The sequence below is a fragment of the Flavobacterium flavigenum genome, assembly GCF_027111255.2.
GTDB lineage: Bacteria > Bacteroidota > Bacteroidia > Flavobacteriales > Flavobacteriaceae > Flavobacterium > Flavobacterium flavigenum.
Genome location: NZ_CP114285.2, coordinates 843776 through 868805 on the forward strand (window position 1 = coordinate 843776; position 25030 = coordinate 868805).

General features: G+C 32.0%; 24 protein-coding genes. 11 read left to right on the top strand and 13 right to left on the bottom strand.

Annotated features, from left to right (window positions below):
• Nucleotides 1–2 precede the first annotated feature (2 nt).
• The 8 genes from OZP09_RS03035 to OZP09_RS03070 all read right to left on the bottom strand — a co-directional run bounded on the left by OZP09_RS03035 (nt 3) and on the right by OZP09_RS03070 (nt 9551).
• Nucleotides 3–2324, bottom strand: coding sequence for an exopolysaccharide transport family protein (locus tag OZP09_RS03035; RefSeq protein WP_281310269.1), 2322 nt, complete (start codon nt 2322–2324; stop codon nt 3–5).
• A 58-nt stretch (nt 2325–2382) separates the two neighbouring features.
• On the bottom strand, nt 2383–3132 hold the full coding sequence (locus OZP09_RS03040; RefSeq protein WP_269236470.1) for a TolC family protein: 750 nt from the start codon (nt 3130–3132) through the stop codon (nt 2383–2385).
• A gap of 26 nt (nt 3133–3158) precedes the next feature.
• Nucleotides 3159–4361, bottom strand: coding sequence for a sugar transferase (locus OZP09_RS03045; RefSeq protein WP_349293633.1), 1203 nt, complete (start codon nt 4359–4361; stop codon nt 3159–3161).
• 130 nt (nt 4362–4491) lie between these two features.
• The gene (locus tag OZP09_RS03050) at nt 4492–5526 is read right to left on the bottom strand and encodes a sensor histidine kinase (RefSeq protein WP_269236472.1); all 1035 of its coding nucleotides are present in this window, start codon (nt 5524–5526) and stop codon (nt 4492–4494) included.
• On the bottom strand, nt 5526–6659 hold the full coding sequence (locus tag OZP09_RS03055) for an FIST signal transduction protein (protein WP_269236473.1): 1134 nt from the start codon (nt 6657–6659) through the stop codon (nt 5526–5528). Before OZP09_RS03055 ends, OZP09_RS03050 begins: the two co-directional genes overlap by 1 nt.
• 4 nt (nt 6660–6663) lie before the next feature.
• Nucleotides 6664–8583, bottom strand: coding sequence for a PAS domain S-box protein (locus OZP09_RS03060; RefSeq protein WP_281310270.1), 1920 nt, complete (start codon nt 8581–8583; stop codon nt 6664–6666).
• A gap of 5 nt (nt 8584–8588) precedes the next feature.
• Nucleotides 8589–9128 carry a heme NO-binding domain-containing protein gene (locus OZP09_RS03065; protein ID WP_269236478.1) on the bottom strand — a complete coding sequence of 180 codons (540 nt, stop codon included), beginning with the start codon at nt 9126–9128 and terminating at the stop codon, nt 8589–8591.
• Nucleotides 9129–9137: 9 nt separating this feature from the next.
• Entirely contained in the window at nt 9138–9551 is a 414-nt protein-coding gene (locus OZP09_RS03070; RefSeq protein ID WP_269236480.1) for a response regulator, read from the bottom strand.
• A 973-nt stretch (nt 9552–10524) separates the two neighbouring features.
• On the opposite strand from OZP09_RS03070, the gene OZP09_RS03075 reads away from it, so the two are divergent.
• Nucleotides 10525–10920 carry a response regulator transcription factor gene (locus OZP09_RS03075; protein ID WP_269236481.1) on the top strand — a complete coding sequence of 132 codons (396 nt, stop codon included), beginning with the start codon at nt 10525–10527 and terminating at the stop codon, nt 10918–10920.
• A gap of 205 nt (nt 10921–11125) precedes the next feature.
• A complete protein-coding gene (locus tag OZP09_RS03080) occupies nt 11126–12340 on the top strand; it encodes a sensor histidine kinase (protein WP_269236482.1) in 1215 nt (404 codons plus the stop codon).
• Between the two features lie 142 nt (nt 12341–12482).
• Here the strand turns inward: OZP09_RS03080 and OZP09_RS03085 are convergent, their stop codons facing one another.
• Entirely contained in the window at nt 12483–12923 is a 441-nt protein-coding gene (locus OZP09_RS03085; RefSeq protein ID WP_281310271.1) for an adenylyltransferase/cytidyltransferase family protein, read from the bottom strand.
• Nucleotides 12924–13277: 354 nt separating this feature from the next.
• On the opposite strand from OZP09_RS03085, the gene OZP09_RS03090 reads away from it, so the two are divergent.
• The 3 genes from OZP09_RS03090 (at nt 13278) to OZP09_RS03100 (ending at nt 14748) form a co-directional block, all read left to right on the top strand.
• Nucleotides 13278–13580, top strand: a complete 303-nt coding sequence (locus OZP09_RS03090) for an Hpt domain-containing protein (protein WP_269236483.1) — start codon at nt 13278–13280, stop codon at nt 13578–13580.
• A 10-nt stretch (nt 13581–13590) separates the two neighbouring features.
• Complete coding sequence (locus OZP09_RS03095) at nt 13591–14319, top strand: LytR/AlgR family response regulator transcription factor (protein WP_281310272.1); 729 nt, start codon at nt 13591–13593, stop codon at nt 14317–14319.
• Between the two features lie 243 nt (nt 14320–14562).
• Entirely contained in the window at nt 14563–14748 is a 186-nt protein-coding gene (locus tag OZP09_RS03100; RefSeq protein WP_269236485.1) for a hypothetical protein, read from the top strand.
• A 653-nt stretch (nt 14749–15401) separates the two neighbouring features.
• Here the strand turns inward: OZP09_RS03100 and OZP09_RS03105 are convergent.
• Nucleotides 15402–17147 (bottom strand): alpha-L-fucosidase, encoded by a 1746-nt coding sequence (locus tag OZP09_RS03105; protein ID WP_281310273.1) that lies wholly within the window; start codon nt 17145–17147, stop codon nt 15402–15404.
• A 489-nt stretch (nt 17148–17636) separates the two neighbouring features.
• On the opposite strand from OZP09_RS03105, the gene OZP09_RS03110 reads away from it, so the two are divergent.
• Complete coding sequence (locus OZP09_RS03110) at nt 17637–18473, top strand: hypothetical protein (protein WP_269236488.1); 837 nt, start codon at nt 17637–17639, stop codon at nt 18471–18473.
• Between the two features lie 122 nt (nt 18474–18595).
• On the opposite strand, the gene OZP09_RS03115 is transcribed toward OZP09_RS03110, so the two are convergent.
• Nucleotides 18596–19345 (bottom strand): phosphatase PAP2 family protein, encoded by a 750-nt coding sequence (locus OZP09_RS03115; RefSeq protein ID WP_281310274.1) that lies wholly within the window; start codon nt 19343–19345, stop codon nt 18596–18598.
• A 794-nt stretch (nt 19346–20139) separates the two neighbouring features.
• On the opposite strand from OZP09_RS03115, the gene OZP09_RS03120 reads away from it, so the two are divergent.
• From OZP09_RS03120 to OZP09_RS03140, 5 genes are all read left to right on the top strand, one after another.
• Entirely contained in the window at nt 20140–20829 is a 690-nt protein-coding gene (locus OZP09_RS03120; protein WP_269236489.1) for a VIT1/CCC1 transporter family protein, read from the top strand.
• A gap of 98 nt (nt 20830–20927) precedes the next feature.
• The gene (locus tag OZP09_RS03125; protein WP_281310275.1) at nt 20928–21368 is read left to right on the top strand and encodes a thioredoxin family protein; all 441 of its coding nucleotides are present in this window, start codon (nt 20928–20930) and stop codon (nt 21366–21368) included.
• A 1-nt stretch (nt 21369) separates the two neighbouring features.
• The gene (locus OZP09_RS03130) at nt 21370–22302 is read left to right on the top strand and encodes an FAD:protein FMN transferase (RefSeq protein ID WP_269237797.1); all 933 of its coding nucleotides are present in this window, start codon (nt 21370–21372) and stop codon (nt 22300–22302) included.
• A complete protein-coding gene (locus tag OZP09_RS03135; RefSeq protein ID WP_025571095.1) occupies nt 22299–22532 on the top strand; it encodes a DUF4266 domain-containing protein in 234 nt (77 codons plus the stop codon). Before OZP09_RS03130 ends, OZP09_RS03135 begins: the two co-directional genes overlap by 4 nt.
• Before the next feature lie 17 nt (nt 22533–22549).
• Nucleotides 22550–23731, top strand: a complete 1182-nt coding sequence (locus tag OZP09_RS03140) for a DUF3570 domain-containing protein (RefSeq protein WP_269236491.1) — start codon at nt 22550–22552, stop codon at nt 23729–23731.
• A gap of 170 nt (nt 23732–23901) precedes the next feature.
• On the opposite strand, the gene OZP09_RS03145 is transcribed toward OZP09_RS03140, so the two are convergent.
• Together OZP09_RS03145 and OZP09_RS03150 are read right to left on the bottom strand one after the other, a co-directional pair.
• Nucleotides 23902–24279, bottom strand: coding sequence for a helix-turn-helix transcriptional regulator (locus OZP09_RS03145; protein WP_269236492.1), 378 nt, complete (start codon nt 24277–24279; stop codon nt 23902–23904).
• A gap of 97 nt (nt 24280–24376) precedes the next feature.
• Nucleotides 24377–24985 (bottom strand): Crp/Fnr family transcriptional regulator, encoded by a 609-nt coding sequence (locus OZP09_RS03150; protein WP_281310276.1) that lies wholly within the window; start codon nt 24983–24985, stop codon nt 24377–24379.
• Nucleotides 24986–25030: the final 45 nt, after the last annotated feature.

The window sequence follows — 25030 nt, forward strand, 5'->3', positions numbered from 1 at the left end:
AATTAAATTTGGCTTTTAGAAAAAAACTGAAATTTGAATATCGATTTTATTTTTTTCCTAAAAATACTTCTTTTTTTGGGCAGATCTCCCAAAACCGATTCAATTTCATTGAGATCAACCCCGTTAACTATTACATTAATTTTTGAAGCTGATACTCCTAATAAATTACTTACAGCTGATTGATCGGCATCAGACCATACTCTATTTGACCGGCATACAAGAATACCTAAATCAGCAGACATTATTAGTTCAGCCGGATAATTGTAATTGATCAGAGAAGGTAATTCTATAATTACAAAGTCTGGAGTATAATTTAATATAATATTATTTTGCTTTAAAATGTCTTCAAAATTTTTAGCACTATAAAACGAACTATCCATAGTGTACGAATGATATTCTGAATCATCAAGGTAATCAGAAACATCAGCCAAAAAAGGATTATCAATGTCTATACGCGGATCTGGGTAGCCTAAAATTTTAGTAATAAATGGAAATTTTCTTTGCTTTTCAATAGGCTTTTGTTTCGTATCATAATTTAGAAATACTATTTTCTTCCCTTCTTGTTTCAATGTCTTGGCAATATTACCAGCCAAAACGGTTTTCCCTTCCATTTTATGAGTACTGAACACGACTATCGTTTTTACTGTTTTTTCAGAGGCATGTATGCCAAAGTATTGCAATATATTTTGAGTAATTATTTCAATTAGTCTTTTTTGAATAAAAACCAGATTTACATTTCCGGGATCTAATATTATTTTAGGTACCATTCCTAGTGTTTTTAGCCCTAATTGTTTGCTTGCTCTGCTGGCATTTTTTATAGTATCATCAAAATACTCCATCATCAAAATAATTCCCAGAGTTAAAATACCTCCCAGAAAAGCCGCACCAACAATGAGCAGTCCTCTTTTAGTTGGATTGGCCGATAAGGGATAAAAAGGAGGGTCAATAGATTTTATGTTAGAAGACATCTCATTGTCTTGTAGTTTTAGTTTAGCCAAATTTAATCCGTGAAGCAATTCTAAATAGCCTTGTTCTGAAACTGAAATTTCACGTTCTAATCTTTTTATAGTAGCACCTGCTGGCGCATAAGTAGCATATTGTTCTTGAAAATCTTTGTTTTGTTTGTCCATTACCTTTATTTTGGCCTTAAGGTTTTCAGACTCAACAACAGTATTCATCCAGTCAGGAAGTGTTTTAGTTAAAGGAACACCATCAACAGTGTTATTATAACTGTATATTTCATCGACACTTTTTTTGATTTCATTATTTAAAGACTCTCTCTCCTTTTTTAATGTATTGATCTTAGATGAAATATTTTCGCTGGCATCAGATTCTAAATTGGCTTCGTTAAATGCAATTTGATAATTAATGTATCCTAATAATTTCTTTTTTTCAAGAATTTTGTTAGTTTCATCCTGAATATAGTCTTGTACATTTAACTTTTCTTCAATTTTTTTAGTTGATGCCTGTGTACCGGCAAGCTGTGCTTTTTTGTTATTATAATCAACCTCCATGTCTTCTTTTACAACCGCAACTGCCTTACTCTGCTCATAATAATTTATGATTTTGTTTGCCTTATTGAATTCAAGAAGTTTATCTTCGGCTAGTTTTAAATCATTATTAGCCATAGCAAGCTGCTGTTCAAAGTATTTAACAACAGCATCTGATCTATTCTCTTTTATGTTTTTGTAATTTTTTATACAAATAGCATTGTAAATTTCAAGTGTTTGCTGGCAAATACCCGGATCATCCACCGTATAAGTCATTTTTATTAAATCACTGCTATTGATGCGAATGGCTTGTATACTTGATAAAGCTTTAATAGAATAATGCTTGTCATTTTCATAATTAAGCAGCTCATAAATATAATTATCGTTACTGCTTCTCATTAATTTCAATAGTCGACTGACTGTCTTTTCGTAATTGTATCTATTAATTTCTGGAGGAATTGGGCTAGTAACAGCTAAAGTGTCAGTTTCTAAATCTCTATTACTGCCTTTTTCAATATAATTATAAATCTCTTTTGGAACTTTTAATTTTAACTCATCGAAATTTTTTTTTGAAATAAACTTTGGATTGGCCTTAGGCAGCATAAGATGTGTAGCTAATAACCGTACAGCTACTTCTTCCTGGGTTTCTCTTGAATTAATAATATTGATTAAATTATCAAAAGCGGTATTAGTAGCAAAATAATTGAATGTTTTATCCATTTCAATAGAAGAACCTGTGGCAAGTCCAGTATAAAGAATGGTTTGGGATGTGTATTCTAAATTAGGTTTACTGGTAAGGATTAAGACCAGCAAAGCCACACATAATGGTACCATAATTAAAAGTACCAAGTGCCTTACTATTAGTCTAATGAAATCAATTATTTTCATTTATTTATTTTGAATTTGTTAAATTAAATACAAACCCTGCCATATCTTCAAGTAATTGTTTAGTAATGATAAATTCAGACTTTGCAATTTCGTAATCTGCTTCTAAATTTGAAGTTATACCTGTTATCCTGACATATTCTGAAACTGGAACTACACCGTTTCGAAATTCCTTTTCAACCATCTGCATATTAATTTTACCATCACTCAGGCTCTTGGATCTTATTAAAAGTAATTTTTGTTTTAAAATTAAATCCTGATAAAGTTTTATAACCGTTTGTCTTATTTCATCTTCCTGAAAATCAGCCATATTTTTTGCCTCATCTATCTCAAATTTTGCCAATTTAATCTGGTTTTTTCTGTTTAACATATCAAACACCGGAAACTTTACATAAAAGCCTACACTATAATTATATTGTGTCGAAAGTGTAGAGTAAGCAGTGTTAGAAACACCATTTTCACTGCTTGAAAAATTGTTTAAGGTACCGTATCTACCATCTGCCTGAAGTCCCATATTTCTTGTCCAATAGATCCGCTCAGATTCCAAAGTAGATTCTTTAACACCAATATGATTCTTTCTGAATTTAAGCATAGAGTTTCGTTTTAATACCGAATCGATAACCGCTTTAAGAGGAGGAAATTCAGATTCACTTTCATTTATTGAAAGATTATTATGTTCAATTGTTTGTGCCTGTGTAAAATTCAATGAAAACATCATTAAAGCAAAAAGGACAATTATTTTGAATCTTTTTTTCATATATACTATTTGGAAGCTAAACATTTTTAAACTGAACCTTTTTGTAGCAAAGCAGGGATCGTTCTTAAAATAAGTTTTATATCATACCAAAATGAATAATTATCTCCTTTAAAATGATCTGCATATTCATTATCGAGGCGCATTCTTTCTTCTTCAGACATTTGTCCGCCTTTACCTCTTAATTCTACCTGCCATAAACCTGTAATACCGGGTGGAGCCAAAAACCTTTTTGATATATCGTCTGCTGTCAATAACTCAGCTTCATATACAGGTAATGGCCTATTGCCTACAATAGACATATCCCCTTTCAATACATTTATTAACTGTGGTAATTCGTCAATACTCGTATTTCTAATGAATTTTCCAACTTTAGTAATGCGGGGATCATCGATAATTTTGACAAAAGTTGAATTATTTTTTGCAGCTTCCCGCTTTTGAACATTAAACCAATAATCACAAATCACGTGAGTTTCTATATACATCAAAGGCGAACATGATTCTCCTTTCGGCAGTTCACTACATTTAGGGCAAGGAATGTCCAAAGGATTATTTGTTGCTGTTGCCGGTTCTTTTTTATACTGGTTTTTTTCCTGAGCTAATTTTTTCAAAAGTTCGTCTGAACCGGTACGCATTGATCTAAGTTTGTAAAAGTCAAATGTTTTACGCCCTACCCTTTTTGAAATGTAATATACTTTCCCTTTTGATTCTAATCGGATTGCAAGTATAATAAGCAGTAAAAATGGCGATGCCACTAAAAGTACCGTAGATGCTACAAAAACATCAAAAATGCGTTTTGACAAAGGCATTATGTAATTCTCTTCAGAGGCTTTTTGTGTTATTTTTACTCTTGAAGGATTTTTATTGACACAAAGAAATTCAATTCTGTTTAAAATATCTTCTGGCTCTGTCACAGAAGTTACATAAAAGTCATCTATTTGTTTTTTAAATGCTAACTTATAAATATCAATATTAAATTTCTTAGATAACAAAATAAACGGGATATTGTCAAATTCTTTTTTTTTCCTGATCCAATCAAAAAGATATATTCCATTGTTTCCCGCCAAATTATAATCACAAATAATAGTATCGGGATGTTTTTGAGAGTTCAAGTAATTAGTAGCCTGGGAACTATTTTCTAAAGTTACTATTGACCATTTATCTTTCTCTTCTATGCTATCAAAATAGGAAGGGAAATTTCCAATGTATAAAATATTAAAATTTGGATTTATGGAATCTTCCTATACACTTTAGGGAAATGTATTTCAAAGGATCACTTCTCAATAATTAATATGAAACTTTTTCTAAGTTTTTGTTTATTGTCTTATTAAATATTTTATAAATTTTTAATTTTTGGTAATCTCAATTAATGTCAAGCGTAAAGAAAAATGTAGTTCCTTTGCTCAAATCGCTTTCTACCCATATCTCACCATTATAATACTGGACAATTTTTTTTACAATAGAAAGTCCTATTCCTGACGAATTTCCGGAGCTATCAAGCTTAGTAAATATATTGAAAATTTTATCTTTATAGGCTTTATCGATACCTATCCCGTTATCCTTTACATAAAACTCAGGTAAGTTATTTTTATTGATAGAATACCCGATTTCTATAATTCCTTTTTCTTTATCGTTATATTTAATGCTATTATCAATTAGGTTTTCAAAAAGCTGTTTAAACCTATAGTAATTACCATAAATTTTTGGTAGTTGATTTTGAAGTTTTATCTTACAATTAGCAGGAATCAAGGTTGTTCTGATAATCTCATCTAAAAGAAAATTAAAATCAACAATTCTATTTTCAGACTGCAATTTATCAATAGATGAATAGTCTAAAATACCTTTGATCAAAAGATCCATCTTCTCAACATTAAGTAGAATCAGGTTTAGTGAGTTTAAATTATCAGTTGAGAGATTATCTCTGTTATCAGTTATAAACCACTCTATAAGGGTATTTATACTTCGCAAAGGAGCTTTTAAATCATGAGATACGGCATGTGCGTAATCGCTTAGTTCTTGATTTTGCAACTCCAGATTTTTGAGTAACTTTTCTCTTTGCCCGTTAATTTTAATGATCTCTTCGGACTGTCGTTTTATATATTCGGTTGCACTAATTTTATCAGATGAATCATTATTTATGTCAAGATTCATTGAACTCAATATAAATTCAAGGTTATTATTAACCTCTTTTAAAGTACGCGCTTCTTCCCTTAATTTTTCATTAGCCTCAAACAACTCATCTGAGCTAAATTTCATCGCTCTTTGAAGTAATGCCATTTGCTCATCAAAATTAATATATGAGTTGTTCACTGCATTTAAGAAACTCTCAAATCCATCAGGAACAGCACCTCCAAGGTGTTTTGTTATTTGTCTTTTTAATAGGGAATTGAGATTCATTATTCGCTAAGAAGTGTTAAAGTCATTGTCTGATTATGTAATTGACAGTTTGTACTTGCAAAAAAAGGTGCCATTTCTCCGTACGAGTAAAAACCTGTTAAAACCGTTTCGCTATCCAGAATTGATTTTACTTCTTCTATTTCTTCTTCAACACGCTGATCCATCACTAGTTTTCGGCCGACACAACTGATAAGAATTGCCAGACTTGGTTTTACGGTTCTGTTTTTCATAGCATACTGAGCTGCTAGACTGGCTCCTTCAGCGATACCATCTACTGATGCCATCATGAGCTGTACCTTCGAGTTGAGGGGTACATCTCCCGCAAGGATCATAGATTGATTGTCATTGTCAATATTAAGTATTGTCCTTACCAGAGCATCTTCTTTTCCGGGAGGCGTCACATTTAAGGGATATAAAAGAGAAGCTTGTGGAAGTTCACTAGCCTTTTCTCCCAAATATTTTTTATACAGCTCTAATGCCGGCTGCCCATCTATCTCGTACAAAATATTTCCTTCAGAACGTGTAATTATTCTTTCTGGTCCAAATGGCTGCCAGCCTCCATAACTGGCAAAACTAATTTCTAAAGTTTCTCCGTAAAAACCAATTAAAATTACTTCTCCTTCTTTTGGCTTTTCATTATAAGATGCAAGTGTTTTTTCAAATTTTGCATCATCACCACACATACCGCCTGTTATAGATAAACTTGAATCGATACCATCCTCTAGTCCGTTTATTAAAGAACTCCCGTTAGTGAAACTTCCTTCAGACAGTACAAATAGGTGTTTTAAGTTTTCTTTTGGCATGCTTGCGTACAAACTTTTACCCAAGGCAGCACCATCCTTATTATAATCTAGAATATTACCAGTTTTAATTACAAAATTACTTCTTTCAAATTCTATAGCTGTTACTGTGGCAGAGTCATCAAGTACATTTATATCAGCAATCTCGCCAGCTGTAGAGCCGTAAACTATATGTTCATAAGGGAATTCTCTTTTAATATCGTTTAAAAAAAGTTCGTCTTCAAGCAGCAACCGGTTTGCAAATACCAGCACTAATGGATCCTTTAGGGTGATTTTATCGGTAAGATAATTCCATGTAAGGTTATCTTTTTTAAAAGCTTGTATTATTTTCATAATTTTATTTGTTTAGCTGTATATAAAATGTAGTACCATAACCTAAATCACTTTCTATCCAAATTTTACCTTTGTAATAATTAACTATTTTTTTTACTATTGATAATCCCAGACCTGTAGATTTTTCGCTATTTGTGAGTGATTGAAATGTTTTAAAAATCTTTTCAAAATGTTCTTCAGCAATACCTGGACCATTGTCTTTTACTGAAAAAACATAATATGATTCATGTTCCTCTGCATTTACCTCAATTATACCTTCGGGTTTATCGTTGTAAGTAACCGCATTTCCAATTAAATTTTGAAACAACTGATGTATTCTGAACTTGTCTGCATTAATAACAGGCATTTGATCTGATACTTTTAGGTTTATGTTCTCAGGAATATCTATTGTTTTTATAATATTTTGTATAATTTCTAATGTATTTACAGGTTGGAAAATTTCAGCACCACCGCTGTTAATTTTTGAGTACGTTAGTATTCCTTGAATCAACCTGTCCATCTTTTCGATTTTACCCTCAATCAAATTTAGGTATTGCATCGATTTTTCTCCTAATTTAGCTTCATTATCCTCTTTTATCCAATAAATTAAGGAGTTAATGCTTCTTAAAGGTGATTTAAGATCGTGCGATACAATCTGGGCATATTCTTCCAAATCATTATTACTCTTCTCCAAACTGGCTAAAAGCTGTTCCTTTTGTTCTTCTAATATTTTTCGTTCTGTAATATCTTCTTCTATAGCAAAAAAACGGGAGATTTCTCCCCATTTATTATATAAAGCCTGACCTTGAATTTTAACCCAATATTTTTTTTCTTGTTTAGAATAATTAATAATTTCACAGCTAAATGGATTACCTTTTTCAATTTGTTGCCTTAAATATTCAACTGTTTCGGGGTTACTTTCTACTCCTTGAAGTAATTTACCTGGTCTTAAGCCTATAATTTCTGAGGCTTCATATCCAGACATAGCTGTAAAACTTGAATTAACCCATTCTATCTTTCCTTCTTTATCGCAAATTATAACCCCATTTATGTTTTTTTCAGCAATTAATGACAATAGAATTAATTGCTCCTCCTTCTTTTTTTCATCAGTAATATCTTCAATTACGGCAAAATACTGCAAGAGTTCACCTTTTTTACCATAAACAGGCTGTCCTTTTGTTCGGGTCCAAAAATAAGATCCGTCTTTGCGACCATGTGTAATTTCTACATCAAACGATTCACCAGTCATAAAAAGATTAATCATTTTTTTTATAGCTTGTTTATCTGTATTAATCGTTCTGCCAACTTCAATAGGAGATTTGCCAATAATATCTTCCTTTGTAAATCCTGTAATCTTATGATATGCATCATTACACCAAAATATTTTTGCATCAGCATCAGTAAAAACTATGGCATTTTTGTTATCGCTTGCAACTAATGAAAGCCGGTTTAGTTCCTCACGATCCTTATTAAGCTCTTCTCTTTGACGGTTATTAATTTGAAGTAATTCATTAAGTTCCTGATTCTTTACTTCCTGATTTTTGAGTATCTGCAGTAAATCAAGCTGTGGGTCATAATTAGCGAAGTCAGACAGGGCCAAATTATTTTTTTTTACCTCTTCTACTGACGTTAACCAAGGTGAACCAACAAATAAAAAACAATTATCTACAGTAATAAACTGCCCTCTAATTATAGATCTGTTACCTACTATACATTCTAAAATCACTAGTTGATTTACGTTTTCAGCTATTGTTTGTGCATCTATCCTTTCCATAAAAGGCCTTTTAGATGCGAAATAATCGGAAACTTTGGTTTGTTGTTGTATTGAAGGCAAAACCTTTTTCAAACTTTCTCCATAAGAATAAATACTCATTTGCTGATCAAACAAAATGTAAAAAGGGAAGACTTCATTCAAGCTCTCAGGAGTAAAATTAATTGAATCCATACATATTACCAGCTTATTTTAAACACATCCTCAAATTTGTTTAACTCCCTGGATACAACATGCTCAATTAATACACTGTTTTCAAATACTTTTACTAGTCCGTTAAGATACCCTTGTATATACTCTTTCATTCCGGGCGTACTTGTGTAATAATGCAACATTAAAATAGTATCATTTACAACAGTTACTTTAAATTCAGGAGGAGTTAGTCTTGGGTATATCAACAACATCCGGTTATGAAAGCTAGGTAAATTTAGTAAATAATCTTTAAAATCACTGTCCCTAGACTGCATAATTAACAGATATTTCTCACGAGTTATCTTTACTACGTACTCGCCTAATTGAAAAAGGATTTTATCGATAGTTAAATTAGTCCTTTTTGATAATTGTTTTGCTATTTCAAAAGTAATAGCATCATTATAAGGCTGATCTATGGTTTTAGTATTCATAGAGACTAAACTTTTAGAAATAGTATTATTCCATGTTTCTACATCAAAAGTATCTATGACGTATTGCTCAAAAGCCTTATAAATTATACCGTACATTACGCTATTTTATTGAGAAATTAACTCATTTATACTCCAGTATTCAATCATTTTTTTTATTTTATCAACATATTCCTCATATTTCAGTGGTTTAAGCATGTATCCGGCTATACCTATTCTGTAAAACTCCAGAACATCTTTATGATTATTAGAAGTAGTCAATACTATAGCAGGTATGTACTTTAAAACATCATCCGCTTTCAGAATACCTAAAAATTCAATACCGTTTATTTTGGGCATATTGAGGTCCAATACAATTATATCAGGAATAATTACCTTGTCTTTCAGTATTGTAAGTGCTTCTTCACCATTATTCGCCTCTATTATTTTATGAACCTGTTCCAAGTTTGCTAAAACCCTATTAAATTTCATAATCTCAATAGCATCGTCTTCTATTAGTAATATATTTAATGACTTTGACATGTAGTTTCTATATAAATATTAGTTATCAAATTTAATTATAGCTTGGCTTATTATGTACATAAATTCGGTCAGCTGTATAAAACTGTAGTTGAATGGTATCTATTTGCCGTTAAACTGAAATAAAGAAAATAAATCATTTATCTTAAATTGATGCCTTTTTGGAAACATATAGAATATATAAATCGTACTAAAACAAGCAGTTATATCATGCTTTTTATGAGCATTGCAAATAAGGGATTTTTATCTCCCAATTTAACAGAAAAAGTAAAAAATCAAGAGCTTATATACCTGTTAACGATTCTCAATGTCTATTCGTCTACAAAAACGAACTAATTATCTAATAGTTAAGATAAAAAAGTAAAAAGCAACCGACATTTGTAATGTAATAATTGCATAGTCCCCCAACAAAAATTATTATCCAAAAACAATTTTAGTTAAGTAAAAGCTCCTCGCCACAAGGGGCTTTTTTTATTTTTTTGCAAATGAAATCCTCTACTCAATTTTAACAGAAACCGGATCACTTACAAACAATCAATTATGCTTGTCAACGATTTTCAAATACCATTAGTCTACACTAAAAAGCTAATCATCTAATAGTTAAGATAAAAAAGTAAAAAGCAACCGACATTTGTAATGTAATAATTGCATAGTCCCCCAACAAAAATTATTATCCAAAAACAATTTTAGTTAAGTAAAAGCTCCTCGTCACAAGGAGCTTTTATCATTCCATTTTCAAAAAAAATTGGTTCAAAATCAGCAAAATAATTGATTTCTGTAAGATTCTAAATGTTACAGTTGAAGACTAACAATTTTTAGATTTATTAGAAAAGTGGAATAAATCATGGTCAGCTTTTTTTAAATACCTATAATAGACTTTCCACAACTTGTTGTATTCGGAAAGAATTTAGAGGATTTTAAAAAAACACTCGCAGTCAAATAATAAAATTTGTTTAACAGTTAATAATTAATTCAAATGAAAAATTCAAATTTAAAAATATTAATAGCGGAAGACGACGTATTATTAACAAAAATCCTGAAATATATTTTAGAAAAAGAAGGATATCAGGTAAAATGCTGCTCAAATGGTCTAAATGCCATAAAGAAAATTTCGGAATTTTTACCAGACTTGATAATTACAGATATCATTCTGCCCTTACGTTCAGGATTAGAAATTATTTCGTATTCAAAAGAAAATTTTGAACATATACCAATGATTGTACTTTCTTGTTTAGGTCAAGAAGAAGCAACCGTTTTAAAAGCTTTTAACTTAGGAGTAGATGATTTTGTATCTAAGCCATTTAAGCCAAATTTATTATTACTACGATTAGAACGTTTAATTTCCAAATCAAAACAAGTAATGATTGCATAGGCTATATTCATCGCGACTAGAGATGTAAAGATTTTAGTAAAAAATTTGAGTCAAACTTTTATCTTGTTTACTGTTGCAATAACTTAAAACTATAAAATTTTTAAAAACTTGAATATGGCAACAAAAATTTAGTAATTTCATACTATGAAATAATTTTACTGATACAGAAAACTAATTTTCAACACATTAAAGTAAAACCTCTTGTATGCATAAACCTGAAATCCCTGTCAATGAAAATCTCCGTTCAAAATCCTTAAAGGAGTATAATATACTTGATACACTCGAAGAAGAAGAGTATGATGCCCTGACGAAAATAGCAGCTCAAATTTGTGGCACTCCCATCGCATTAGTAAGTTTAATAGATGACAACCGACAATGGTTTAAATCACACTATGGCTTAGATGCAACTCAAACACCAAGGGATTTTTCTTTTTGTGCACATGCCATAAATTCACCAAATGAATTATTTATTATTCCGGATGCCACTAAAGACGAAAGGTTTTTTGATAATCCATTAACAACTAATGATCCTAATGTAATATTTTATGCTGGAGCCCCTTTAAATACGAAGGACGGTTATGCCTTAGGAACCCTTTGTGTCATTGATACAAAACCTAGAGAAGATCTTACAGAAGGCCAAAAAGAAGCCTTAAGAGCACTGGGAAATCAAGTAATATCACAACTTGAACTTCGAAAAAAGAATAGATTTCTAGAAGAGTTAAACAATGAAATCAGTAGAAAAAACACTCAGTTAAGTCAATTTGCCCATCGCCTTACGCATGATTTAAAAGTTCCGATTAGTGGGATAAACTCACTAATAACTTTTATAAAAGAAGATTACAAAACGCTCATTACAAATACTGAACTTGAAGAATGGATTGATTTGATCTATTCCAGAAATGAATATATGGACTTTTTAATTAATGGAATTTTAGAATATACTAAAGTTACTAATGATGAAATTTATTTTGAAGATTTTAATGTAGAAGATATAGTTCAATATATACTGAGCAACGGTATCCTACATACACCAACTCATGTTAATTACATTAATTGTGATGTCATTATAAAACATTCTAAAATAGGTTTTGTGCAAATTATTCAAAATCTCCTATCTAATACAATAAAACATACGGATAAAAAAGAATGCTGTGTTTGGCTGACATTCACAGAAAACGAATCCAACTATTCTTTTAGATTTGAAGACAATGGGCCTGGTATACCACAAGAATATTGGGAAAAGGTTTTTGAATTGTTTGAAACTGTAAATTCAAAATTTACTAAGAATTCAGGTATTGGTTTAGCAACAGTCAGAGCAATATTAGACAGGACAGAAGGCAGTATTTTTTTACAAAAAAGAGAAAATAATCAAGAAGGCGTTTGTTTTTGTTTTGTTTTGCCAAAACAGCCTAAGATTTAATTTAAATACTGTTTTTAGCAACTCACTTATCTTATATCCATCAAAATGTGCTGAAGAACTTAATAACTAAAATTAAGATTTTTTACTTAATACCTTGATAGGTTTGGCATTTTCAGGATTTAGGAAATTATCAATTTGAATCTTACTGCAATTTTATAGATTCACACAAGTACACTTCTTTTCTAAGCCCACTACTTGAAAATCGATGATTGCGCTTGTTAAAAACCAACTGAATTTCCATATTTTCACAATATTTTCGGCCTGTAAAATTCACGTTTCGATATTCGTCTCCCAAAATGCGAACATCAACTGGTAGTGCCTGGAGAATATCTTCGAGATCCATTTCAGTTGTATATGGGATTATTTCGTCAACAAATTTGCAAGCCTTTAATTGAATGTAACGTTCTACAACTGTCTGAGTAGGTTTGTTTTTTTCTGGTCGGTCTATCGTGGGATCAGTCTGTAATCCAACAATCAAGTAATCACAATGCATTTTTACTTCTTCAAGCATACGAACATGCCCTGCATGCAATAAGTCGAATGAACTAAATGTAATTCCTATTTTTTTCTTTGCTGACTTCATATTAAATTTTATTAATTATTATAAAAAATGTACTATTATATTTTCACAAACTTCTTTTCGCATTAATTCTGATACAAATCTATTTCTATTGCATATATACAAGTACATTTTTAGATAAATAGAATATGTATGTCGACCAATGGTAATTTACTATGGATATATTAAAATCACAGAATTAAATAAGAGAATCTCTATCATTAAAAAAATTAGTATATTTACTACAACACATTTGACTTAACTATTGAATAGTCAGAGACCTATATAAAAAAATCTGTTTTTTATAATTAGGTAGTTAAATAAACAAATTGATTATCTTTATTTGTGATGCTTATGGAACAGCCAAATCTTAACTACGTGAATAATCTGTGTGGGAATGATATGGCTTTTAAGCAATTAATCATTATTACCCTAAAAAAAGAACTACCGCTCGAAATAAAAGAATACCAAAATAAAATTCAGAATAATAATTTTACAGCTACAGCAGAAATTATTCATAAGATAAAACATAAAATCATTATTCTTGGAATGGAAAAAAGTTATTATCTTGCTGAAGAGTTCGAAATTAACTTACAAAAAACACAAGCTTTCAAAAACGAAGTAAAAGTAGGTTTTGATGAAGTACTTAATAAAATGCAAGACTTTGTTGATTCACTATAAATCTAACTAGATGAATTGTATTTTAATAGATGATGAAGCGTTGGCTAGGGCAATTATTGGTCAGATGATTGCAAACCATCCTGCTTTAAATTTTTTAGAGGAATTTCAAAATGCAATGGAAGCTTTAAAGTTTCTTAATCAAAGTACTATTCCGGTAGATATTATTTTTTTAGATATACATATGCCCGGCTTTACAGGCTTTGATTTTATTCAAACCACTAAAAATCCGCCTTTAGTTATTCTGATAACATCTGATAGAAATTTTGCTATAGAAGCTTTTGAATATAAATGTATTGTAGATTATTTGGTAAAACCAATTACCGAGGAGCGCTTTTTAAAAGCAATAAATAAAATCGAAGAAAAAATGCTTAAATTGCCTCCATCACCTCAAAATTCTGATCCGTATTTTATACAACCTTCTGATACTGAAACTGATTTTTATATAAACATCGACCGAAGACTTATAAAAATAAACATTGCATCTATTAACTTAATTGAGGCTAAAGGAGATTATATCCTGATAAAAACTGAAGGTAAAAATTATACTGTACATTCTACTTTAAAAAAAATAGAAGATAAACTTCCTGTATCTTCTTTTTTAAAAGTACACCGAACTTATATAATTAATGTAAAAAAGATAATCGATATCGAAGATAATAGTGTTCTAATTGCAAAAGATGTAGTTCCGGTGAGCAGATCAAATAGACCAGAACTCATGAAGAGACTTAATATGCTATAAATGTACTCATTTTAGTCAATTTTATAAAGCGCTACCAATTTCCTTTACTGCCTGCTAGCCATATTGACAGTAACTCCTGTAAATTGGGAACCTGACTTTAATAATAAAAAAAAAATAAAAAGGAAAAACACGAACTTATTCTCCTCAATTTCTCAAGATCGTATTCGTGTGTCCGTGTATTGTTCTTCGCAGGGATTATTTAGAGAGCACGGTATTTACTGATATAGCAAACTCAAATTAGTATTGGTAAATCCTGATTTTCCTAGAAAGAAGAAAAATCGATACATCAAAACAGGTAAAACGTACGAAGATTTAGCCGAAATTTATACCAAAGAAGGAAATTTCCATCTTACTTTTCTTCTTGATGCCAGGAAAGTATCAAAACCTGGCACGCTGAAACTACACCTGATGAGTGGATTACCTAAATAAAGGTAATCTTTGATAAGAAAAAATAACATATTTAAGGAGAACTAAATATTTTAAACCATACGGATAACATACAGCAACTGAACATTGGAGTACCCTGGATACACGTAGCGGTCTTTATACAAGAACTACTAATATGACATCCGACATTTATTAGCATTAACATCAAGTATAAATAGTCAAAACTAAATTAAAATTAACTTTATAAAAAACCATAAAAGTCAATGGCCCTTGGTGGTTTATAATTTTGGTGAATGATAAGAGTATTTAATCTAATAGCATCTAAATGTCTTATAAAAAGATAAAAAAACAACACAGGTATATATTAATTTATAAATTTGCTTCAACCACTGAATTAATGTGTTCTTAAAAAAGATGTTTTTACAGTTTAACAAAATTCAGCATTCTATTAAAAAAGGATAAGTTTGTTTGTTTTTATTTCGTTTTATTTTGTTCGGATTTGTATTTTTTTTGTACCTCAAGATCTGAAAACCTTATTAAACACTGAGTTGTTAATTTCTGTATCGAAAAATAGAAAGGCAAATATCACAAACTAAAAAAACCTCTGCAGTTTCAGTGCAGAGGTTTTTTTACAAGTACCTAAATTCACTATTTTACTTCACTCAAATGAAATTTTAGCTTAAACATTTTGATATTTATTGTATTTCAAAAGCTATTGCTGTGTTAAATGGCATATTTTGAGGACATGTAATCACTAAACCTTCATCGCTTTGTGTCCATTTTAATTTATGTTTATAGCCCAGCAACTTAACATTCACAATTTTTTTTTCATAATTCTTCTCATTTTTAGCAAGAGATTTAATTTTTATTTGACTATTCGGAGCTGGTACATTCATGCAAAAAGCATATAGTTTTTTGTTTTTACCTACTGTAAATCGGATATCCTGATTATTAAATTTGAATTCAGCCTGGTTTCGGCCTAATTTTCCTCCTGGGAGCATTTTCAATTTTCCATTAACCATTTCTCCTTCAGCAGGAATTACCCAGGCGTGACTTCCATAAACACCTTCTCCATTAATACGCATCCAGTTCCCTACTTCTTTCAGCATCTTTTGACTCTCTTCATTAATAGAACCGTCTGGCAATAGAGAAATACATATTGCAGCATTTCCATCACGTGCAATGGCTTCAATTATATAACGAATCATCATTCCAGAATCATAGGTAAAATTCGGCGCATAAAACCAGTCTCCAACAGGAGCTTCAGCAATCCACGGCTGGTCTTTTTTAATCTCTGCCGGAATACCAAATTCCTCTGTATTCACTGTGCCATTAGTTTTGTGACGAAACTTAACTATACTAAAAGTATTTACTTTTCCGCGGCGTTGCAAAGCAGTATTATAAAAATCAGCCATAACGCTTTGCATTGCATTTGCTTTTATACCTGTTCCTGTTCCATCACCGTTAAATGGCCCCTGGACAGTTCCATCAGTATAAATAAAATCGGGATCATAATTTTTTACAACATCCATCATTCTTAAAGCCCAATTTGTCGTATACCATTTCGCATAATCTAAATGATTACTAAAAATTCCTGCCGGCGGCGGAGACCACTCTGAATCAGCACTCTGCTCTACACCTTTGTATTCTCTTAAATCGATACCATAAAGCATTTTTGGATCATATCCTTCCCACCATTTTCCTTTACCATCGGCAAGAGTAAGATGACCATCATAAGGAATTCCTTTTTTAGCTCCCTCTTTATCACTTCCAAATGCTGTTTGCCACCACCACCATGTATATTCATGATGGAAAGTTACTCCATATCGCATTCCGGCTGCTTTACAGGCTTTTGCCCATTCACCAATCAAATCTCTCTTAGGGCCAATATTTACCGAATTCCATGGCTGGTATTTAGAATTCCATAAATCGTAATTATCATGATGCACACCCTGAATCATTAAAAAACGTGCACCCGCATCTTTGTAAATTTTTGTCAGTTTTTCAGGATCCAGCTTTGTTGGATTCCAGTCACGCAAAACTTCTTTATATCCTGATTCCGAAGGATGACCATACTTTTTGATATGGTTTTGATATGCTAATTTATCCTTTTTATAAAGGTTACGCGCATACCAATCTCCACTTTCTCCGGCTGCTTGCGGTCCAAAATGGACCCATATTCCAAACTTTGCATCACGAAGCCAATCAGGCTCACCAGGATAATTTTTCTCTATAGATTCCCAGGTAGGCTCAAAAGGTCCTTTTGTAATTGGCAAATCTAATTTTACTTCTTGAAATGTTTCCAAATCTCCCATTGGAACAGTATTAACAGCTAATGGAGTTCGTACAGCAGGTATAGGGTTTTTATCCTGAGCATTAGCAAAAAGCCCAATAAAGAATATCATATAAAATATTGTCTTTTTCGAAAATTTTCTGGTCATAATTTGTTTGGTTTAAATAGCTATAAAGTCGTTTATAAAAAAAGCTTAATTATATATTTACGTTTTTATCAGTTATTAAATAAAACAAACTAGAAAAAACCGATAAATTTGAAGTATAAAAAACATAAATTATTGATATACTTTGAATTAAAATCATATATATCACCTATAAAATTTCATTCCTGATCTATTTTATCCTTTTCTTAAAAATGAGGTAAAACAAATTTATAATTCACATGAATCAAGTATATTATTCAAAAACGATTTTTTATTATATAAAAACGTTTTTATTAGATAATTTTTAACTTTTCAGATTAATGATCTACTTAAGAAGTTTTATTTATGAATGACAAAACGGCTTGAAAAACTGATAGAAAATAAAAATTGAATGTATAACATTAAAATCCAGATCTTTCTGTCGCTAAATTTTAAAATTGGTTATATTTAGTTATTGTGGCTTGTACAACCCTATTATTTGAAGATTAAATAATGAAAAAAATAATTCTCATTTTATTTACAACATTGATTCCTGCTATCACTTTTAGTCAGGACATTACCAAAATATGGGAATCAGATTCTCTTTTCTTAAAACCTGAATCAGCACTTTATGACTCTCCAAAAAAGATTCTTTACATCTCAAATATAAACGGCGAATATCTGGCAAAAGATGGCAATGGATTTATTTCCAGGCTTAAAACAAATGGTGAAATTGAAGTTTTAAAATGGGTTGATGGATTAGATAACCCTCAGGGAATGGGCCTATATAAGAAAAAACTATATGTTGCAGATCTTAACAGAGTGGTGCAGATAAATACTAAAACAGCTAAAATTGAAAAAGTATATCATGTAGATAATGCTATATTCCTTAACGATATAACAACAGATACCAATGGAGATATTTACTTTTCTGACTGCTTTGGGAACAAGATTTATAAAATATCTGATGGAAAAATAAATGTATGGTGTGAATCCGGTTTTCTTTCTAAACCAAATGGATTGTTATGTACTAAAGAGAATCTTTTAGTGTTGAATATGCAAAGCAAAACCGCTTACGTAATAAACAAACTAACTAAAAATTCTCATCAGATTTTTAGCGGAATTGATAATCTTGATGGTATTGTCAGTAATGGAAAAAATGGCTATATAGTTTCAGGAGCCTGGCAGGGACAACTCTTTAATGTTGATGCAGACGGAAACAAAAAATTACTGATTGATCTGGGAAAAGAAAAAATTATTACCGCAGATATAGAATATATTGCAAATGATAATTTGCTCATTGTACCTACTTTAGATAAAACGGTATTAGGATTTCGACTGACATATTAGGAATCATTAATTTTGCTTAATAACAGATATCCTTAATTTCACTAATGTTTGATAAAAAATGACAAATATACAATTCAATAATAAACTGATTTTTTAAAATTCAGAAAATCTAATAAATCTTTCTAAAATGACATAGCCATTGCAAGTCCATACTCTCTTCCATTATATACTGGCAGAATCATTCCGTTTAGGTTTTCCTTTTTTTTGAATATTTTTTTACTAATTACCGGATGAAGCCAATAGGCTATTTTAGTACTCAAAATTCCAATACCGGCTCCGGCTGCAACATCACTAAACCAATGTCTGTCGTTATACATCCTGAAAAATCCTGTACCTGCAGCGACCAAATATCCTGAAATACCGTACCATACAGATACATCTTTATATTCCTGATACAGAAATTCAGCCCCCATAAAAGCAGTTGCTGTATGTCCGGAAGGAAATGAGTTGTTTGAAGTCCCATCAGGTCTCATCTCGTTTCCAGTCATTTTAATTACATTTACCGTTGTACCCATAATTAAATAAGCTGAAGCGAGAATAATCGTACGGTCCTTGAAATTATTTTTACCTTTAACACCTGCTGCATTCAGAGCATAAACAGACAAAAAAGCAGAGTACTGCGAAAAATCATCAATAGTAAACTTCTTGTCAATATGTTCATTTATTTCATTTTTTGTATCTGAATTGATGTCCTTGAGTGTGTGACTTTCGAGCCCAATAACTCCATATCCAATTAAAGCACTTGGAATAATTAATGCTTCATATTTAAATTTTAGCTCTTTATTAAAGCTAAGACTATCTGGATATTTTGACTGTCCAAAGGTGCTTAAAGTCAAAAGGGTACTTGCAATAAACAGCTGTATTTTCATCATTTTATAATTTTACAGCCTTGAGTTTAGGCTGAAGGTTAAAAGAAATGTTTTCCCTAAAGATATTCCAGACATAGACAATAATTTCCTCAAATTTAAAAAAAATAATAAATTAGTCTTACAAAAAATAAATTTATACGCAGATTTTAATTATTAAATTAATTATTTTCTCTTAAAACTTTTATTCAATATTCAATCAAAAACAGAGGCCATCATAGCATAAAATTTGCTAAAATAATTGTCATTCCGGATTATTAGAAACATAATATGATTATTTCAAATATAACATAATTCTTTACCGAAAATAATCAGTTTTAAATTTAGAACCATTCTACATTTTTCTCATACAATTACATTCTTTTTTAATGTAATTTTATACTGAATTAAAACCAAAAACACTGAAATTAAACCCATTACAAACAAAACCACTTAGATTCCGTTCTCAAAAGGATTACTATTAAAAGTGATAACGTAAGTAATAAAACAAAAGCCTTTATTGAATTTCCCGGACTACATGAAAGAAAAGATGTTACTGAAAATTATCCGGACTGTGAAAACATACTAATTGTAGTTTCCAGACACACATTTCTAATGAAATTTAAAAATATAAATGTTGTTATATCAAGAATTAGATTCCAATTCAAATACAAAGAAGAATCATTTGTCTGATTTATAACAATGTAAAGATATTTCCGAAAACCAAAATCAGTTTCAAATAAGACAGCTTCATCGAACAAGCTTTGGCGGAGGAAAAGACAATAGTAATTCGTTCTGAGAAACTTAATAACTCAAAAGAAATGAAAACAGAAAACCATTACATCATCAGAAGTGGATGGCTAAGGGCTGCTGTACTGGGCGCAAATGATGGAATTTTATCGACTGCGAGTTTAGTAATTGGTATTGCGGCAGCAAGTACAACAAGAGGGCCTATTATACTTGCCGCTGCTGCGGGCATAACTGCCGGAGCTCTTTCGATGGCTGCAGGCGAATATGTATCGGTAAGTTCACAAGCAGATGTTGAAACCTCAGACCTGAAACGTGAAAAGCTAGAGCTTGAAACCGACCCTGAGGCTGAACTGGAAGAGCTCACCAATATTTATATTCAAAGAGGATTAAATAAAGAACTCGCCCGTAAAACTGCAGAAGAGTTAACCGCTCATAATGCGCTTGAAGCACACGCACGAGATGAACTAGGCATTAATGAAATTACGCAGGCCAATCCTTTTATAGCTGCTTTCGCTTCAGCTCTCTCTTTTGTGATTGGCGGACTCCTGCCACTGCTGACAGCAGTTTTTGCACCAGTACAAAAAATGGTTCTATATCAGTACTGCTTTTCAATACTTTTCTTAGCTTTCTCCGGAATCCTGGCAGCTAAAGCAGGCGGATCGCATACTTTAAAAGCTGTGTTGCGTATCTGCCTTTGGGGTACATTTGCAATGGCTGCTTCAGCCCTTGTAGGGCATCTTTTTGGGGTTCAGAATGTTTAAGTTTTACAGATTCAAAATTTAATCAAATCTTAAGTCTGATAAAAAACCAAAAAGACACATATTTCGTTAATTAGTATAATATAAAACATGTCATCAAGATGAAACTAATTACAATGTTCCTTTTATTAGGTATTCTTCCCGGAACTATAAAATGGGAAGCTGATTTTGACACTGCGAAAAAGACAGCCAGAGAGCAGCACCGCCTTATCCTGCTTAATTTTTCGGGATCCGACTGGTGCGGTCCCTGTATCCTAACGCGCAGGGACTATCTCGAGAATCCAGGCTTTACAGAAATGGCCGATCAAAAGCTCGTACTGGTCAATGCTGACTTTCCGCGCAAAAAGAAAAATATCCCGTCTGCCGATCAGGTAAAAAGAAATGAGGCACTGGCCGAAATTTACAACAAAGAGGGCAGTTTTCCCCTAACCCTTCTTCTGGACGCAGAGGGTAAGGTCATCAAAACCTGGCATGGAAAACCGGAAAGCTCACCTGAGCAGTGGACAGCCGAAATCAAATCATTATGTGAAAGCCAAAAATAAGATGGCAGCTGTACAGAAATATTCCCAGTCCCTGAAACTGATGGGAAATATGTTCACCATTACTGTTACAGCAGCTGATCAGGCTACAGCTGACGAACATATTAATGCTGCCATTGAAGAGATTAAACGCATTGAAAAACTTCTTACCACGTATAAAGATGACAGTCAGACCAATCAGATTAATGCTGCTGCCGGTATGCATCCTGTAAAGGTTGAGCCGGAAGTTTTTAATCTAATCGAAAGGTCACTTGGCATTTCTGGCATCACCCAGGGAGCCTTTGATATTTCATACGGAAGCATCGATAAAACCCTTTGGAATTTTGACCGTACCATGACCTCACTTCCAGATAGTGAAACAGCGTTAAAGATGGTACACCTGATTGACTACAGAAATATAATTCTGGATAAAGAAAATACGACTGTATTTTTAAAAGAAAAAGGGATGCGTATCGGCTTTGGAGGAATTGGTAAAGGTTATGCAGCCGAAATGGCAAAACAGATCCTGCTGAAACGCGATGTAAAGAGCGGAATCATTAATGCCAGCGGTGATTTATGTGCATGGGGGTTACAGCCAGACGGCAGCAGATGGACTATTGGAGTAGCTGATCCGGACACTCCAAATACAGCTTTTTCTTATATGGAAATATCCAATAAAGCAGTAGCCACATCCGGAAATTATGAAAAATTTGTAACCATTAATGGCAAAAAATATTCGCATACCATAGATCCCAAAACAGGCCTTCCAATAACAGGAATAAAAAGTGTCACTATTATCGCATCAAATGCTGAATTTGCAGATGCCATGGCTACACCGATAGCAGTTATGGGAATTAAAGCCGGTCTATTTTTAATCGATCAGATTCCGGATTTGCATTGTATAATAATAGATGACAATAATAAAATTTACACATCCAAAAACATTCGCCTAAAATGAAAAATCAAAAGCAGCAAAATCTCGTACTCTTGTGCAGTATTGCTTTAGCAGGCATTCTCACATCATCCTGTACTTCTGTAAAAGAATATCAGAAGGGAAAAATCAATGATTCTGAAATGGTACTTGCCAACAGGAAAGTTGAAAAAACAGAACTTAGTTTTCAATCCTACCGCGAGGGAGCTTCCGGGGCAAATGCAGGTAAAAGCGGCGGAGGCTGTGGCTGTAACTAATTTGATATCATAAACAGATGAAAAGAATATTCATTACAGGGTTTGCTTTATTGGCATTATTCCAATTAAGAGCACAAAATATACCTTCTGATTCAACGGCTTACAAAAGTAAAAAATTAAAACTCGAAGAGGTTAATTTGGTATCCAGTTATTATAAACAGGATGGAAATAATTCAGCTGTAGGCGGAGGAATCGGATCACAACATTTAACTGATATAGCAAATACTATTGATGTTAAACTGATTAAATACGGCGAAACCGGAATCAAACACACCTTTGATATTGAAGCAGGAATCGATCATTACACCTCTGCTTCTTCAGACATGATTGACCTTAGTGCCAACTCTTCTGCTTCTTCTTCAGACAACCGCTTCTACCCTTCTTTAAGCTACCTTAGGGAGAATGAAGAAAAAGGGAGGACTTTGGGAATTGGTGTTTCATCCTCAACTGAATTTGATTATCAGTCTTTTGGAGGAAATATCAGTTTTTCTCAAAAAACAAAAAATAAGAACGGTGAATTTACAGCTAAATTCCAAACCTTCATTGACCAGCTAAAACTTATTGAACCCCTTGAACTGCGCACTCCGGGCGAGGGTTACGGAAGCGCAAATAGAAACACTTTTGCCGGAACACTAAGTTATTCCCAAATCATCAACCAAAGGCTTCAGGTGATGCTTGTAGGGGACATTATCAGTCAGAACGGCTACTTAAGTCTTCCTTTTCACAGGGTTTATTTTGCTGATGGCCCAGTTAGACAGGAAAAAATGCCTGATACCAGACTTAAAATTCCGTTGGGAATAAGAGCCAGTTATTTTTTAGGCGATAATATTATTATAAGAGCATATTACAGGTATTATACTGATGACTGGAATTTAAAAGCCCATACGGCTGATCTTGAAATACCGGTAAAGCTGACCCAGTCATTTTCGCTTAGTCCTTTTTACAGATATTATACCCAAAGTGCCGCAAAGTATTTCAAGCCTTATGGAGCTCATACCGCTGCTGATGAATTTTACACCAGCAACTATGACGTGTCTAAGTTTGACAGCAGTTTTTTTGGAATGGGGATGAAATTTACTCCGCCTGATGGCATCTTTGGCCTAAAACACTGGAACACCCTTGAAATCCGATACGGACATTACGATAGATCTAACAATTTGACTTCTGATATTATAAGCCTTAATATTAAATATAAATAATAAGGTTTAAAGCTTTAAATTAAAATACATTTTGGTACTTTTATATACTAAATCCGGATTTTCTAAGAAGAGAATATCCGGATTTTTTAATACTTATATCTAGACAACAAAAATTAGAGTTCAATTGCTTAATTTAATTGTCAAGTTTTATTTATACAGTAATCCTCAATTTACAAATTTGCAGTATACCTTTTGAGTTCCCACTCTGTTTTCTCCAGCAGACGCTCCAAAAGCATTATTTTATCTTTATAAAGCTGCTCTACAAAATGATTGGAAAAATGTCTGGTCTCAATCCCACATTCACTGGCTTTCTTTCCAATTGAAGATAAATCATTTTTAAACTGTAGTATATCCTCAATTGTAATTTCGAATACAGTCGCAATTTCTTCTAATTTTAAAAGTGTCATTTCTGTTTTTCCTTTTTCTATTTTACTATATGCAGCCTGGCTAATATTTAGCCTGTCAGCCATATACTCTTGCGTATAATTCTTTAATTCCCTTATATTTTTAATATTTTCTTTTATGCCTGCTGTCATTATATTTTTCATTATAAAATTAAGTATAGAAATAATACGATATTTTTGCTTTTGCTAAGCAAATAAAGAAAAAAATCAGCTATCAAAACAATAACAAATGTTATTACTTTTATGATGTATCATTCATATATTTTAAACGGCTCAAATGAACAGGGGTAATATTAAGATAAGATGCAATACAGTGCTGGGGCACACGCTGGTGTATTTTTGGAAATCGTTTATCCATATCCCTGTAACGTACCAGGGGAGCATTCACATACAATGCTTTGATTTTTTCATTGACCAAAAAAAAGTATTCTTCAGTGATCCGTCTTCCCAATTTTTCCCCATGCTGTAAATCACGATAAATATTTTGAAGCATTTCAAACGATATTACAAGCACATCGGTATCTTCCATAGCCTGAATTGAAAAACTGGAAGGAATTCCTTTCAAAAAACTCTCATAATCAGTACCAAAAGTATTCTCTAAACAAAAATGAAATGTTTTCTCTTCACCCTTGTCATCTATAAAATAGATACGAAGCAGTCCTTTTGCTACAAAGTAAATTTTAGAACATACTTCACCTTCCTTTAAGAGTATCTCTTTTTTTTTATAAACTTCATAGCTTAGCATACTAAGGCAATATTCCAATTCTGAATCTGAAATATCAATATAGTTTTTGATAAGCTGATAAAGTGCGAATATCCCGTTGTTTTCTAACCACGAATCTTCTTCCATATAATTAATACGATACTTTATTATTTTTAAACAAAAATACGCATC